The sequence below is a fragment of the Micromonospora sp. NPDC003816 genome, assembly GCF_042874705.1.
Lineage (GTDB): Bacteria > Actinomycetota > Actinomycetes > Mycobacteriales > Micromonosporaceae > Micromonospora.
In genome coordinates, this window is record NZ_JBIANP010000014.1 from 36,955 (window position 1) to 51,647 (window position 14,693).

The 14,693-nt window shown below is 73.6% G+C and carries 11 protein-coding genes; 8 read left to right on the forward strand and 3 right to left on the reverse strand.

All coding sequences use genetic code 11. The annotated features are described in order from the left end of the window. Positions 1 to 167 precede the first annotated feature (167 nt). Genes ACFYTT_RS28100 through ACFYTT_RS28110 form a run of 3 tightly spaced genes read left to right on the forward strand, consistent with a single transcriptional unit; the run spans position 168 to position 4,055 of the window. Positions 168 to 1,847 carry a right-handed parallel beta-helix repeat-containing protein gene (locus tag ACFYTT_RS28100; protein ID WP_131055394.1) on the forward strand — a complete coding sequence of 560 codons (1,680 nt, stop codon included), beginning with the start codon at positions 168 to 170 and terminating at the stop codon, positions 1,845 to 1,847. Between the two features lie 31 nt (positions 1,848 to 1,878). Beyond that, positions 1,879 to 3,366, forward strand: a complete 1,488-nt coding sequence (gene eccE, locus ACFYTT_RS28105; RefSeq protein ID WP_387263606.1) for a type VII secretion protein EccE — start codon at positions 1,879 to 1,881, stop codon at positions 3,364 to 3,366. Further along, entirely contained in the window at positions 3,363 to 4,055 is a 693-nt protein-coding gene (locus ACFYTT_RS28110) for a hypothetical protein (protein ID WP_131054478.1), read from the forward strand. Before eccE ends, ACFYTT_RS28110 begins: the two co-directional genes overlap by 4 nt. A 56-nt stretch (positions 4,056 to 4,111) precedes the next feature. Here the strand turns inward: ACFYTT_RS28110 and ACFYTT_RS28115 are convergent, their stop codons facing one another. From ACFYTT_RS28115 to ACFYTT_RS28125, 3 genes are read right to left on the reverse strand one after another with little or no spacing between them, the layout of a single operon-like run. Next, a complete protein-coding gene (locus ACFYTT_RS28115; protein ID WP_387263608.1) occupies positions 4,112 to 5,335 on the reverse strand; it encodes an MFS transporter in 1,224 nt (407 codons plus the stop codon). A gap of 59 nt (positions 5,336 to 5,394) precedes the next feature. Continuing rightward, on the reverse strand, positions 5,395 to 6,834 hold the full coding sequence (locus ACFYTT_RS28120; RefSeq protein WP_387263611.1) for a condensation domain-containing protein: 1,440 nt from the start codon (positions 6,832 to 6,834) through the stop codon (positions 5,395 to 5,397). 11 nt (positions 6,835 to 6,845) lie between these two features. Continuing rightward, positions 6,846 to 7,964: a glycosyltransferase family 2 protein gene (locus ACFYTT_RS28125; protein WP_387263614.1), complete on the reverse strand. Its 1,119-nt coding sequence runs from the start codon at positions 7,962 to 7,964 to the stop codon at positions 6,846 to 6,848. A 105-nt stretch (positions 7,965 to 8,069) separates the two neighbouring features. On the opposite strand from ACFYTT_RS28125, the gene ACFYTT_RS28130 reads away from it, so the two are divergent. From ACFYTT_RS28130 to ACFYTT_RS28150, 5 genes are all read left to right on the forward strand, one after another. Then, entirely contained in the window at positions 8,070 to 9,344 is a 1,275-nt protein-coding gene (locus tag ACFYTT_RS28130) for a DegT/DnrJ/EryC1/StrS family aminotransferase (protein WP_131054474.1), read from the forward strand. Positions 9,345 to 9,404: 60 nt separating this feature from the next. After that, the gene (locus tag ACFYTT_RS28135) at positions 9,405 to 10,625 is read left to right on the forward strand and encodes an inositol-3-phosphate synthase (RefSeq protein ID WP_357218283.1); all 1,221 of its coding nucleotides are present in this window, start codon (positions 9,405 to 9,407) and stop codon (positions 10,623 to 10,625) included. Between the two features lie 69 nt (positions 10,626 to 10,694). After that, complete coding sequence (locus ACFYTT_RS28140) at positions 10,695 to 11,939, forward strand: acyl carrier protein (protein WP_387263617.1); 1,245 nt, start codon at positions 10,695 to 10,697, stop codon at positions 11,937 to 11,939. After that, a complete protein-coding gene (locus ACFYTT_RS28145; RefSeq protein ID WP_387263619.1) occupies positions 11,936 to 13,441 on the forward strand; it encodes a class I adenylate-forming enzyme family protein in 1,506 nt (501 codons plus the stop codon). The genes ACFYTT_RS28140 and ACFYTT_RS28145 overlap by 4 nt, the downstream gene beginning before the upstream one ends. Beyond that, complete coding sequence (locus ACFYTT_RS28150) at positions 13,434 to 14,690, forward strand: type III PLP-dependent enzyme (RefSeq protein WP_387263622.1); 1,257 nt, start codon at positions 13,434 to 13,436, stop codon at positions 14,688 to 14,690. Before ACFYTT_RS28145 ends, ACFYTT_RS28150 begins: the two co-directional genes overlap by 8 nt. Positions 14,691 to 14,693: the final 3 nt, after the last annotated feature.

Below are 14,693 nucleotides of genomic sequence, written 5' to 3' on the forward strand. Positions count from 1 at the left end.
CGGCCTGAACTCGCCCGACGAGCCTAACCAGTACGAAGTCCCGACGCGGCCCGACTCTCGCCCGTCGGGCCGCCGTATCCCGGACGCGACAGGCTCACACGGCGTAGTACGGCTGGGATATCGTCGGTCCGACCCCCCGCATGCTCGCCGCACGAAGCCCCGGAGCCATGACGCGCACCCTTCTCGTCTCGACCGACCAAGCCGGCGCCTACCCGTCCATCGGTGAGGCGCTGGCGGCAGCGGGCGACGACACCGTCGTGGCGGTGAGCCCCGGCACGTACTACGAGGCGCTGTTCGTCAACGACCGTGGCGCCACCGTGGTCGCCGCCGAGGGGCCGGGCACGGTAACCATCGACGCCTCCTCCGGGACGTACCCGACGGTCTCCTGCAACTCCGGGCGCCTGGAGCTGCGTGACCTCGTGCTCAAGGCCGGTGACGCACCGGTCGTGGTGGCGGACCGGGCGAAGCTGACGCTGACCGGTTGCGAGCTGAGCGCCGGCTTCGGCGCCGCCGTCCAGATCGCCGGTCGCTCGGAGTTCAACCTGGCCCGCTGCCGGGTCACCGGGGGACGCTACGGCCTGGTGGTGGAGGACTCCGAGGGCAGCGTCGAGGGTTGCGAGTTCACCGACCTCGCCGAGGACGGCATCATCGTGCGGATCGGCGCCGCGCCGACGATCCGCACCACCACCGTGGCCCGGTGCGGCAACCGGGGCATCTACATCTACCAGTACGGCAAGCCCACCATCGAGGCGTGCGAGATCTCGCAGACCGGTCAGGCCGGGATCGCCGTGGTGCACCAGAGCGCGCCGGTGCTGCGCCGCTGCCGGATCCGGGACACCCGTGGTCCGGCGGTCTCCTTCGGCCGGGGCTGCCAGGGTTCGGTCACCGAGTGCACCACCGAGAACACCGCCGAACCGGCGTTCGAGATCGCCGAGGGAGCCTCCCCGACCATCGTGGAGGGTCGGGTGAACCGGCAGGCGGCCTTCGGTGCGGCAGCCGCCCGCGCCACCACGCCGCAGGACACCGCCCGGGTGGAGAGGCTGCTCGCCGACCTGGAGGCGATGGTGGGCCTGGAGTCGGTGAAGGACGAGGTCCGTGCCCTGATCGACGAGATCCAGGTCAACGAGTGGCGACGCAGCGCCGGGCTGCCGGTCGGTGCGGTGAGCCATCACCTGATCTTCGCCGGTGCGCCGGGCACCGGTAAGACCACGGTGGCGCGCATCTACGGCGAGTTGCTCGCCGCGCTGGGTGCCCTGCCCGGCGGCTCGTTCCGTGAGGTGTCCCGCCGCGACCTGGTCGGACAATATCTCGGCCACACCGCCGAGAAGACCGCTGCGGTGTTCGAGCAGGCGCGCGGCGGCGTGCTCTTCATCGACGAGGCGTACACCCTCTCCCGCTCGTTCGGCAGCGGCGGCGACTTCGGCCAGGAGGCCATCGACACGCTGGTCAAGCTGATGGAGGACCACCGGGACGAGATCGCGGTGATCGCCGCCGGCTACACCGGCGACATGGTGACGTTCCTCGACGCCAACGCCGGTCTGGCCTCCCGGTTCGCGCGGACGATCGAGTTCGGCAACTACTCGCCGGAACAGTTGGTCGTAATCGTGGAGCGGATGGCCGACGGCGACGAGTACCTCCTGGACGACGGGGTGTCCGAGGTGCTCCGGGATCACTTCGGGACGATCGAACGCGACGAGAACTTCGGCAACGCCCGGGAGGCGCGCAAGCTGTTCGAGGGCGTACGCAAGGCTCAGGCACAGCGACTGCGCCAGTCCGGTCAGCGACCCAGCCTCGACGAGTTGCGTACCGTGACGGTCGCCGACGTCCAGGCCGCGATCGGACGCTGACCATGCCGGGCCGGTCAGGGAGGGGCGTGCGGTGACGCATCCGGGTGCGGCACGGCCGGGCGAACCGGGTTGGCAGCAACACCCGGGGGCCACGGCACCGCCACAGCAGCGCACGGCACCACCGCAGCAGGCCGCCGCGCCGGCACCGACGCTCGGCGGTGCCGGGCCGGGGCAGGAGTGGGCCGGTCAGCGTACTCAGGGGCGGGCGACCGTCGGGACCGCGTACATCAGCCAGGCCGCCGCGTCGGCCACGGCCGCTCCGGTAGCCGGGCCGCCGGTGGCGGCGACGTCGACGCCCACCGCCCAGCCGGACGCGGTGGCCCGACCGGCGGGCCTCGACGACGCGGCGACCGCATCCGACGCGGCAGTGGTCCCGGTGGTACGCCCGCACCGGCGCCCGTTGCGGGTCGGCGGGATCCACGTCGCCCAGCTCGTGGCCTGGCAGGCGGGTGCGGCCGGGGTGCTGGCCGCGAGCGCGCACGGTCTGCCGGTGACCGTCGCGGTGGCCACCGGTGTGGTGCTGCTGCTCTCGCCGACCGTGCTGCGGCACCGGGGCCGGTGGCTCTATCAGTGGCTGGCCGTCTGGTGGGGCTACCGGGGCAGACGTCGGCAGCTCACCGCGACCGGCACGGACGCGGCCTGGCAACTGCTGACCAATCTGGAGGGCAGCGTCGAACTCGACCAGGTCGAGATCGACGACCAGCCGGCCGTGCTGTTGACCCATCGGGGCGGCCTGAGTGCCGTGCTGGAGGTCGACCCGACCGAGGGCGCCCTGCTGATGGGTGCGCCGCAGGCCCTGCCGTCGCCGGTGTCGCTGTTGCCGGCGGCCGACCCGGACACTCCGGCCGTGGCGGTGCAGGTGTTGATCCAGGTCACCCCGGCGCCTCGGGCCCGTTCCGCAGCGGTGGACCGGGCGTACCGCGAGCTGACCGGCGGGGAGGTGCCGGCGAGCCGGCAGGCGTGGGTGGTGCTCCAGGCACCACGTACCCCCGACTTCCACGCCGACCGTGACCTGCGCCCGGCCCTCACCGCGGCGATCCGCCGCACCCGACGGCAGTTGCGCCAGGACCGGGTGGCCGCGCGGCTGCTCAACCGGGACGAGGTGCTGGCCGCCGTCGCCGGGCTGACCCATCTCACCGACGGGCCGACCGGCGGTGACCGGCCGCTGGCCCGGGAGGGCTGGCGGCACTGGTCGGCGCAGGGTGTCCCGCAGAGCTGCCACCGGCTGCTCGACTGGCCGCGTCGGTCGTGGGAGGTCGATCCGCTGCTGCGCGGGCTGCCCGCGGTGGCCGGTGTGGTGTCCATCGCGGTGGCCCGGGACGCCACTCGCGCCGGTGCCGCCGGCACCGTGGTGGAGGTGGGCTTCCGGCTGATCGGGGCCGATGCCGACGCACTCGCCGCCGCCGACCGCGCACTGGAGGAGGCGGTCCGTGGTCACGGGGGTCGCCTGCAACGACTCGACGGCGAGCACGCGTACGGCGTGGCCGCCACCCTGCCGCTCGGAGGCTTCCTCAGGTGAACGGCGTCGCCTTTCCTGGCAGCCGGATGGGGCTGCACGTCACCGACGAGGCCGCCGTCGCGGGCCTGCACCTGGTCGCCGGGGGCGGCGGGCTGGTGGTCGGGCGCAACCGGCAGCAGGAGCCGGTGGGGCTGCGGGTGTTCCGGGCCGAGCCGACCCGGCTGATGCTGACCGGCGGGGTACGCGCCGCCGAGCTGCTCGCCTTCCGGGCCCTCGCGCTCGGTGCCCGGCTGTTCATCCAGACCGCACGCGAACAGGAGTGGGACGCCTTCCTGCGGCGCTGCGTGATCGGCCGGGAGATCGCCTCGTTCCTTCCTCCGGGAGTGGCTCCGCCGGTGCCCGCCACCCCGACCGAACCGCAGCTCGTGGTGATCGACACCGGTCCGGTCACCGGCCCGGACACCAACCTCAGCGCGCCCTGGCGGGCCACCCTCGTGGTCCGCGACGACCTGGCCGGTTGGGACGTGGAGGTGCTGGTCCGCAGCGACATCGTGGTGCTCCAGCGACTCACCGAGGCCGAGGCGGCGACCGCCGCCACCGCCCTCGGTCTGGTCAGCGTGCAGGGCTGGTTCACCCAACTGCACCCGGAGATGGTCGGCCTGATCACCAAGGGCAAGGTGCAGTGGGTGATGCTCAGCATGACCGGCACCGAAGGCCAGCTCATCGGTCCGGTGGCCCGGGGCGGCTGACCGCCGCACCTCGGCCGCCACCGCCCGTCGGTCATCCGGCGGCGCTGACCGACGGTTCACCCGGTGGCGCCCTCGCCGGGCAGCGCGGTGGCCCGGACCCGGCCCACCAGGACGATCACGGCCAGCACGAGCACCAGCACCACCACGAAGGCCAGCCGCAGGTCGAGCGCACCGGCGAGCAGACCGATGACGGGCGCGGCCAGCAGCGCGCCGGGCCACTGGCCCATCGCCACCACCGAGACCCCCTCACCGGACGTCAGGCCGGGCTGCTCACCGGCGAAGCCGAGCACCGTCGGCGTGACGCAGGCGAGACCGAAGCCGAGCAGGCCGAACCCGGCCATCACCGCGGCGGGGTGCGGGACGGCCAGCGGCAGCGCCAGCCCGGCGGCGGCGACCAGGGCGGAGAGCCGGACGAAACGGATCCGGCCGAAGCGCCCGGCGAGCGAGTCGCCGACCAGTCGGGCACCGGCGGCGGCCAGCGAGAGACAGGTGTACGTCGCGGCGGCCAGCACCGCCCCGGCGGCGGCGACCTCGGTGGCGTACAGGGCGCTCCACTGGGCGCCCGCCATCTCCACGAAGGACGCCAGGAATGCGATCGCGGCGAGCAGCAGCAGCTGGGGCGTGAACCGGTCGCGCAGCCGGCGGCGCGCCTCACCCTCCTTGGTCTCCTGGCGGGGTGTGTCGGGCAGCCACCGCTGGGTGCCGATCAGCAGCACGCCGAGCAGGGCACTGGTGATCGCCATCTGCACCGACGGGGAGAGGCCGATCGCGGCGGCACCGGTGCCGCTGAGTCCACCGGCGAGCATGCCGATGCTGAACCCGGCGTGGAACGTGGACAGGATCGGGCGGCCGTACTGCTTCTGCACCTCGACCGACTGCGCGTTCATCGGCGTGGCCAGCAGGTTGGCGGCGAATCCCCAGACCGCCAGACCGCCCGCCAACGCCACCACCGTTGTCGAGGCGGCCAGCAGCGGCGCGTTGACCAGGATCAGGGCGGCACCGGCCAGCGCCAGGCGGCGGGTGTTGATCCGGCTGATCAGCATCGCGACCACTACGAGCGAGATCAGCTCACCGGCGTTGGTGGCGATGTTCGCCAGTCCCCAGCCGGTGTTGCCGAGGCCGACCGCGTCGCGGACGTCCGGCACCCGGGAGGACCATCCGCCGATGGCCAGGCCCATGATGACGAAGAGCAGCACCACCGAGTAGCGGGCCCGGACGGCGCTTCGCGGCACCGGTGGTGTCACCCGATCGGCGGGCTGGTGCGTCGAGGTGTCCGTCATGGTCGTCGTACCTCTCCCGAGTCGGCCTGGATCCTGGTCCCCGCCTCTCCCCGCTCCTTCTACCCCGCCGCGTGATCGAAGAAGCACGCGCCGTCAGGGAGCCGGAGTTGCGCCGGGCAGCGGTTCGGGTCGTCGACGAGGGCGGCGACGACCGCCAGGTAGTCGTCGATCAGCCCGTGGACCAGGTCGTCGTCGAAGAAGCTGCGGTTGCGGATGAAGACCCCGCCGGCCCGGTCGTCGTCCACCACCACGATCGGCGACCCCCGCTTCAACCAGACCGGCAGGCAGTCGGCGGGTACGTCGGCGGCGACCACCGGCGCGGGTGTGCCGGGAGCGGGACGCGCCGTGATGTCGAGCGGTTCGACCCGCAGCCCGGGGCAGTGCAGCACCGGTGAGGCGGAGGCCGCCGACTGGAACCAGGCGTCGAAGAGGTGACTGTCCGGCCAGGGGCGCTGCCGGACGAAGTCGGGGTGCACCGCCTCGGCCACCCGGTGCAACGGTGCCACGTGGGCGATCGCCTCGGTCAGCGAGGCGTGCGCGGCACGGACCACCGCACCGAGTGGTGCGTCCGGTGCGATCTCCACCGGCACGTACACGTTGTTGGTGAACTGGCCGATCAGACGCTGCGACAGCGGGCTCTCCCGGCCGAGCGTGGTGGTGCCGAGCACGATCCGCTCCCGACCGGCACGCCGCGACAGCATCACCAGGTAGGCGGCGAGCAGCAGGACGTACGGGCTGGTCCGGGCTCGTCGGGCGGCCGGGCGCAGGCGGGCGGCCACCTCGGGCGGGATCGCGAAGCGGGTGGCCACCTCGGCGCTCAGGTCGGCGTCGGGGGCCGGCGGGGTGGCCGGGAAGAGTTGGTACGGCGACACCGGCCGCAGCCGATCCCGCCAGTGGGCGGCCCGGGTGGCGGCGTCGACCCCGCCACCGGCCAGTTCCGTCTCCTGGATCGCGGCGAGCCCGGCGAAGTCGACGCCGAGCGGCGGTTGCGGGCGGACCGCGCCCAGTCGGGCCGCGTACGCGTGACAGAGGTCCTCCACGAACAGCCGGCACGACCAGCCGTCGGAGACCATGTGGAAGAAGCAGAGCGCGAGAACGTGTTCGGTCGCGGAGAGCCGGATCAACGCGGCCCGCCACAGGGGCGCTTCGGCCGGGTCGTACGCGACCGTGCGGTGCTCGTAGGCGATCTGCTCGATCCGGGCCTGCTGGGCGGCGGGCGACTGGCCGGTGAGGTCCACCTGGACCAGGGGTGACCGGACCCGGGGCAGGATCTCGATCTCCGGCTGGACGCCGATCCGGACGAACCGCATCCGCAGCGCGTCGTGCCGGTCGACGACGTCCTGCACGGCCTGCCCGAACGCGTCGACGTCGAGCCGACCGGAGAGTCGACGGAACTCCACCACCACCAGTCGGGCGGCACCCGGGTGGGCCGGGTCGAGGGCGGTCATGAACTCCCACATCATCTGCTGGCTCGGGGCCAGCGGCAGGGTGGTCGGCACGCCGGCTCCTCTCACGCCGCGACCGGTTCCGCCCGCGACGGGGCGACCGGTTGGTAGTCGGCCTCGTCCGGGGCGCGGAATCCGGTGAAGAGCAGGTCGGGGCGGCGCATCCGGAGTGCGGTGACGAAGGCGGCGCCGTCGAAGAGGGTCTCGATCGCGACGCAGGCCACCGACTCGGCGAGGGCGCGCGGGCCACGGTCGTCGCCGAGCCGACCGGGTGTCTTCGCAGCCACCAGCGCCGCCGCGACGGCCGGCACCGCGAGCAGGCTCCGTCCGCCGGTACGCCGTGCCGTGGCCAGCCCGGCGGCGGCGGTCACGGCGAGCGCGCTGACGGTGTTCAGGACGAACCGGCGGCGGTGCGGGTGGGCCAGGCAGAGCCACTGTTCGGATCGCCCGTACGTGGTGAACCGGTACGCCACGGCGCCGACGGTCTCGGCGACCGACGTGTCGTGGGTGACGACCGCCTCGGGCTCGGCGAGCAGCGCGTACCCGGCGTCGGTCAGCAACAGGCCGAGGTGCAGGTCCTCGCCGCCGATCGGCATCGGGGAGTCCTCCGGGAAGCCGCCGACGGCGTCGAACGCGACGCGTTTCACGGCGGTGTTCGCCCCGGCGCCCCAGGACACCCGCTCGTGGTGCAGCGGCCGGGTCAGGTCACCGAGCAGCAGGTAGGAGCGGCTCATCACCCGGAAGAAGGCACCCTCGCCGGGTTCCACCAGGACCGGCCCGGTGACCCCGGCGACCTCGTCACCGCTGGCGCGCAGCCGGGCGGCGTACCGGGTGATCAGGTCCTCCGGCACCCGGCAGTCGGAGTCGGTGAACAGCAGCAGGTCGTGGCGGGCGTGCCGCACGCCCAGGTTGCGTTTGGCCCCGACGTGCCGGGGGCCGCGTACGTATCGGGCGCCGTACTGGGCGCAGGCGGCCCGGTGGGCGGCTGCGGCCGCCGGTGCGGAGTCGTCGACCACCACCACCTCCACCGGCTCCGGGCAGTTCCGGGCCGCCTGTTGCAGGCTGCGGAGTTGCCGGCGCATCTCGGGCACCCGGTCCTTTACCGGGATGACCACCGAGACACCGCGCTCGACGCCGGGTGGTGCGGTCGGCTCGCTGCGGAATGACTGCGGGGATCGGCTCATGTCCCGAGGGTCGGCCAGGCCGATACAACGCCGATACACGGCATCGACGTCCGCCGGTATCCGACGTGTACGGAGGATGTATCGACCGGCAGCAGTGTCGACGGCATGACGACCTCCATCCGTACCGACCGGCGGCTCGCCGTAGACGGTGGCCGACCGTTCCGACCGCCGGACCGGCCGTGGCCCCGCTGGCCGGTCCCCGCCCCGGACGCCGAGCGCAACCTCGCCGCCGTGCTGCACGGAGGCCGGTGGGCGATCAGCAGCCCGACCTGCGGCGACACCCCTCTGTTCGAGCGCCGGTTCGCCGCCGACTTCGCCCGCTACGTCGGCACCCGCCACTGCGTACCCGTCGACCACGGGTCGAGCGCGCTGGTGGTGGCCCTCGAATCCCTCGGCCTCGACTTCGGCGACACCGTCCTCGTCCCGGCCCTGACCTGGACCGCCTCGGCCACCGCCGCGCTGCGCGCCGGGCTGGTGCCGGTGCTGGTCGACGTGGACGCCGACACCGGTTGCGTCGGGCCGGACGACCTCGACCTGTCGGTGGACCCGCGCGCCGTGGTGGCCGTGCACTGGGCCTCGAACATGGCCGACATCCCGGCACTGGACGCGGTCACCGCGCCCCGGAACATCTCCATCGTGGAGGACTGCGCCCAGGCGCACGGCGCCACCTGGCAGGGCCGTCAGGCCGGCTCCCTGGGCCGGATCGGCTGCTTCAGCTTCCAGCACGGCAAGGTGCTCACCTGCGGTGAGGGCGGTGCCGTGGTCACCGACGACGACACCCTGGCGCCGGTGTTGCAGGAGTTGCGGGCCGACTCCCGCCGCTACCGCGACGGGCGCCCGGCCCCGGGTGAGCTGGACCTGGAGGAGAGCGCCGGGATCCAGGGCGCGAACTTCTGCCTGAGCGAGTTCTCCGCCGCCGTGGCCTGCGCCCAACTCGCCATCCTGGATGAGCAGCACACCGTCCGGAACCGCAACTACGCGCTGCTCACCGAACTGGTGGCCGACCTCGACGGGGTACGCCTGCTGCAACCCGCACCGGCGCAGACCCGGATCTCCATCTATGAGGGCACCATCGTCGTCGACGAGCTACCCGCCGGGATGAGCAACGCCGACGTGGCCACCGCGCTCACCGCCGAGCTGGGCAAGCGCTTCTATGTCACCGACGAGCCGCTGCACCGCAGCCCGCTGCTCCAGCCCTGGACCAAGCCGCTGCTCGCGCCGCTGGCCGAGCGGTTCACCGCGATCCACCGCGACCGCGCGTACCCCAAGACCGAGTGGCTCGCCGCGCACAGCGTGCAGACCCATCACAGCACGTTCCTCGGCACCGAACCCGACATGCACGACATCGCCGGCGCTCTCGGGAAAGTGCTGACCCGCTGATCCGTACCCGCCACCGAACCGCGTGCCACCGACCCGGCGCGCCCAGAGAAGGGACCTTCCGTGACCGTCACGCACAGCGAGACCCCGCAGAGCACGTCCTCGTCACAGAACTCCGACGGGCCGATCGGCCTGTGGCTCAACGGCGCCCGAGGTTCGGTCGCCACCACCGCCGTCACCGGCCTGTTGGCGCTGCGGGCCGGGATGACCCGGTCCACCGGCTGCGTCACCGACACCGACATGCTGCGCGACGTGCCGCTGGCCGGCTGGGCCGACATGGTCGTCGGTGGGCACGACGTGGTGGACACACCACTGGAGAAGAAGGCGGAGGCGCTCGTCGACTCCGGCGTGATCCCGGCCCCGGTCCTGGCCGCTGTCCGGGGCAACCTGCCCGAGGTCGAGGGTGAGCTGCGCACCGGCTACGACGCGCAGTCCCACACCGGCAGTCAGGCCGAGGCGATCGACCGGCTGGCCGCCGACATCGAGGAGTTCCGCAACCGGCACGGGCTGGCCCGGGTGGTGGTGGTCAACGTGTCGTCGACCGAACCGCCCGTCGACTTCCGACCGGAACACGACGACCTGGAGGCACTGACCCGCGCGCTGGGCGACCCGGACGCCCGGGTGCTGCCGCCCAGCTCGGTCGTCGCGTACGCGGCCTTCCAGGCCGGTTGCGGGTTCGTCGACTTCACCCCGTCGACCGGGGCGCGGTTGCCGGCCCTGGAGCTGCTGGCCCGCCGGCAGCAGGTGCCCTTCGCCGGGTCGGACGGCAAGACCGGTGAGACGCTGCTGCGGACCGCACTCGCCCCGATGTTCACGTGCCGCGCGTTGCACGTGCTCTCCTGGGCCGGGGTGAACCTGCTCGGTGGCGGCGACGGGGCGACCCTGGAGGACCCGGCGAACGCCAAGAGCAAGCTGAGCTCCAAGTCGGGCGTGCTGCCGGCGCTGCTGGGCGAGGACGTGACAGCCCCTCTGCACATCGACAACGTGCCGGACCTCGGCGACCACAAGACCGCCTGGGACCACGTCTCGTTCGAGGGCTTCCTCGGCGTCCGGATGTCCATGCAGCTCACCTGGAGCGGCGTCGACTCGACGTTGGCCGCGCCGCTGGTGCTGGACCTGGCCCGGCTGACCGCCGCCGCGCACCGGGCCGGTCACGTCGGCCCGGTCGAGGAGCTCGGCTTCTTCTTCAAGGACCCGATCGGCTCCGACGAGCACGCCCTCGCCGACCAGGCCCGGGCACTCACCGAGTGGGCCAACGGCCTCGACCGCGAGGCCGACAGCTGAGCCGTCCGCGCCGCCGGCGCGGGCGACCGCGCCGGCGGTACCGCCCGCCGTAGCCCCGAGGAGCCTCCCATGCCCCCACACACCCAGAGCCGGCCGGACCGGCGGACCGGGGATCCGGCGTGGACGCCGATCCTGACCACGCTCCGCGCCCCCGCACTGGACTGCCTCCAGACGAGCTTCGCGCTGCTGGCCGACCACGCCCACGGCACCGGCAGCCATCTCGCCCTCGGCGCACGCGTCGAGTTCCGCACCCGGGAGCGCGCCGGGCTGCCCACCGTCGAGGCCACGCCGGACGACCGCGCCGCCGAGGCGGTGGGCCTGCTCGGCCTGCGGGTCGAGGGTCGATGGACGCAACTCGACGGGCCACGGGTCCGCCGGCTGTTCGCCACCGGCCAACCGTTGTACGTCATCGCGGACGCCTACGACCTGCCCTGGTGCCCGTACGAGGGGCACGAGCACATGCGGCACAGCTTCCTCGCCACCGGTGACGGCTCGGGTGCGGTGACCGTGGTGGACGCGTACCACAACGACACCGCCTGGGGGCCGGCGCGCCCGGGCGTGTGGCGGCTGCCGGTGGACGAGTTCGACGCGGCGCTGGCGGGCGGTGCCCACACGCTGGCCATCACCGCCGGTCCGGCGCCGGTCCTCGACGTGCCGGAGATGCTGGCCGGCAACGCGGAGCGGGCCCGGCAGTCCCGCCCGGCGGTGGCCGGACATCTCGCGTCGCTCACCGAGACGCTCACCACCGTGGATGGTCTGCACCGGTTCGTCCTCGACGTGTGGCTGCTCGGGCGCGCCCGCCAGTTGCACGAGCACTGGTTGGCGTCGGTCCGCCCGGAGGCCGCCGCCGGGCTGGCCGGGCAGGCGCAACGGTGGCAGCAACTCTCCGCCCGCAGTTACGTGGCGTTGCGCCGCGCCCAGGCGGGACGCCCCGCCTCCCCCGATCTGGCCGACGCGCTGGGCGCGCTGGTCGACGAGTACCTCTCGGTGGTGGAGACGATCGGGGCCGCGCCGACGGCGGACGGCGACGCACCGCGCGCCGCCGACGCCTCCGGGGACGGCCCGGTGCAGGCGGCGGTACTCGGCGCGCTGCGGGACACGCTGCACCTCGACGAGGCCCGCCTGCGCCCCACCGACGTGCTGCGGGACCTGCCGGGCTTCGACTCGTTCCGGCTGGTCGACGTCATCGACCGGGTCGAGCGGCGGCTGGGCGTCGAGGTCCCGGCCACCGCGCTCTCCGCCGCCGACCTGCGGGACGTCGGCTCGCTGTGCGCGATGTTCGCGGACGCCGGCCCTGCCGGAGGCGACCGATGAGCGCCGACCTGCTGCACGGCCTGCTCGACCGGGCCGCGACACGGTGGCCGGACGCGGACGCGGTCAGCGACGGTACGGCCCGGCTCAGTCACCGGGAGGTGGACGCGCGCAGCCGCCGGCTCGCCGACTGGCTGCGCCGGCAGGGTGTGCGACGCGGTGACCGGGTGGTGGTCGCGGTGACCGGCGACGCCACCCTGCCCGCCCTGCTGTACGCCGTGGCCCGGGTCGGCGCGGTCTTCGCGGTGATCCGGGTGCCCGCACCGGAGGTCGCCCTCGCCCACGTGCTGGACGACGCCGAGCCGGTGCTCACCGTCACCGACGACCCGCTCCTGCGGGAGTTGGCGCAGGCCCGGAACGTCGCCGTCCGCGACTCGGCCGCACTGACCGAGGCGGCGGGCACCGCACCGGTGACCCTGGCCGGGGCGCCGGAGGGCACGCCGCCGCTGGCCGTGGACCCGGTCTGCCTGATCTACACCTCCGGCAGCACCGGCATGCCGAAGGCGGTGGTCTCCACCCATGCCCAGGTCACCTTCGCGGTACGCGCGATTCAGTCGGAACTGTCGTACCAACCGGAGGACGTGGTGCACGACGTGCTGCCCACCTCCTTCGACTACGGCCTGTACCAGATCTTCCTGAGCACGCTCGCCGGATGTCGGCTGCACCTGGGCGACGCCGGGCAGACCGGGGGACGTCTCCTGGTCGCGCTGCGCGAGTCCGGGGCGACCGTGCTGCCGTGCGTGCCGTCGCTCGCCATCAACCTGCTGCGGCTGCTGCGCCGTCCCGGTGCGGTACGCCCACGGCTGCGCCTGATCACCAACACCGGGGCGACGATGCCGCCCGAGGTGCTCGCCGGTCTGCGCGAGGCGCTACCCGACCTGAAGGTGCAACTCATGTTCGGACTCACCGAGTGCAAGCGTGCCGCCATCATGCCGCCGGACGAGGACCTGCGGCGGCCGGGCGCGAGCGGTCGGGCGCTGCCCGGCACCGAGATCTTCACGGTGGACGACGCCGGCCGGCGGCAGTCCCCCGGCACCCCGGGCGAGCTGGTGGTCCGTGGTCCGCACGTGATGGCCGGCTACTGGCGGCGTCCCGAGCTGACCGCCGAACGCTTCGTCCGCCGCGACGGGCTGTTCCCGCAACTGCACACCGGCGACTACGGCCACGTGGACGCCGACGGCTACGTGCACTACGCCGGGCGACGCGACGACGTCTACAAGGAGAAGGGGACCCGGGTCAGCGCGACCGAGGTGGAGGCCGCCGCGTACCGGGTGGACGGTGTGGAGGTCGCCGGGGTGCTGCCGCCCGCCGAGGGCCGCGACGGCGCGACTCTCTTCGTGGTCGCCGAGGTGGCGGCCGACGACGTCCTGCACCGGCTGCGCGGTCAACTGGAGGAGATGAAGGTGCCCGCGCGGTGCGTGGTGCTGCCGAGCCTGCCGCTCAACGGCAACGGCAAGGTCGACCGGCGCGCGCTGGCCCGGCTGGCGGGTGAGCGTCGTGGCTGAGCTGCCCTTCGAGACTCCCGCGTACCGCTACGACCTGGCCGACGTACGCGCCAACCATGCCACGTTGCGCGCGGCCCTGCCCACGCCGAGCCGGCTCTACTACTCGCTCAAGGCCAACCCGCACCCGGCGATCGTGGCGACCCTGCACCGGGCCGGGTGCGGTGCCGAGATCTGCTCCCCCGGCGAACTGGCCACGGCGCTGGCTGCCGGTGTGCCCGGTGACCGGATGCTCTACACCGGTCCCGGCAAGCGCGACGCCGAGGTGGCCGGAGCCGTCGAGGCGGGCGTGCGCTGGTTCTCGGTCGACTCGCCGGGGGCACTCGACCAGGCCGACCGGATCGCCCGTCAGCACGGCACCACGCTGCGCTGCCTGCTGCGGGTCAACGACCGGGTGGCGAATCCCGGCCAGGGGCTGACCATGACCGGCGTCGCCTCGCAGTTCGGCGCCGACGTGGACTGGATCGAGCGCCAACCGGAGGCGTTCCGGTCCCGGCCGGCGGCCGTCGTCTCCGGGTTCCACCTCTACACCGGCAGCAACGTCGAGTCGGTGGACGCGCTGGTGACCCAGTTCGCCTCCGCCGCCGCCACCGCGCACCGGCTGCGCGACCTGCTCGGCATCGAGCTGGAGCTGCTCAACCTGGGCGGTGGCTTCGGCGCGCCGTTCGCCCGCGCCGGGCACAACGCCGACCTGACCGGGCTCGACGCGCAGATCCGTACGACACTGGACGATCTCTTTCCGGGCTGGCCGGACGACGACCCGGTGATCGCGTTCGAGTCCGGTCGCTTCCTCACCGCCACCGCCGGGACCCTGCTGACCCGGGTGCTGGACGTCAAGCACTCGCACGGCACACCCGTGGTGGTGCTGGAGTCCGGCATCAACCACCTCGGCGGGATGTCCGGCCTGCGTCGATTGCCGCCGCTGGTCCCGGCCCTGTACGCGGACGGGTCCACCGAACCGGCCGACGGGCCGGCGTTGACCGGGGCCATCGTCGCCGGTCCGCTCTGCACCCCGCTGGACACCTGGGCCCGCGCCGCGACGCTGCCCGACGTACGCCCCGGTGACGTGCTCAGCGTGCCGAACGTCGGCGCGTACGGGCTCTCCGCGAGCCTGCTGGCCTTCCTCGGCCACCCGGCGCCGCTGGAGGTCGTCTGCGACGGCGAGCAGGTCGTCGAGACGTCCCGGCTGACGCTGACCCGGACGCAGGGCACCGCACCGGCCGACCCGACCGATCCACGAGACGAAAGGTGACCG

Bases quoted from the DNA above. Each gene is read 5' to 3' on its own strand.
- ACFYTT_RS28145 (WP_387263619.1), top strand. From the start codon at position 11,936: ATGAGCGCCGACCTGCTGCACGGCCTGCTCGACCGGGCCGCGACACGG.
- ACFYTT_RS28115 (WP_387263608.1), bottom strand. From the start codon at position 5,335: ATGACGGACACCTCGACGCACCAGCCCGCCGATCGGGTGACACCACCG.
- ACFYTT_RS28130 (WP_131054474.1), top strand. From the start codon at position 8,070: ATGACGACCTCCATCCGTACCGACCGGCGGCTCGCCGTAGACGGTGGC.
- ACFYTT_RS28125 (WP_387263614.1), bottom strand. From the start codon at position 7,964: ATGAGCCGATCCCCGCAGTCATTCCGCAGCGAGCCGACCGCACCACCC.
- ACFYTT_RS28100 (WP_131055394.1), top strand. From the start codon at position 168: ATGACGCGCACCCTTCTCGTCTCGACCGACCAAGCCGGCGCCTACCCG.
- ACFYTT_RS28140 (WP_387263617.1), top strand. From the start codon at position 10,695: ATGCCCCCACACACCCAGAGCCGGCCGGACCGGCGGACCGGGGATCCG.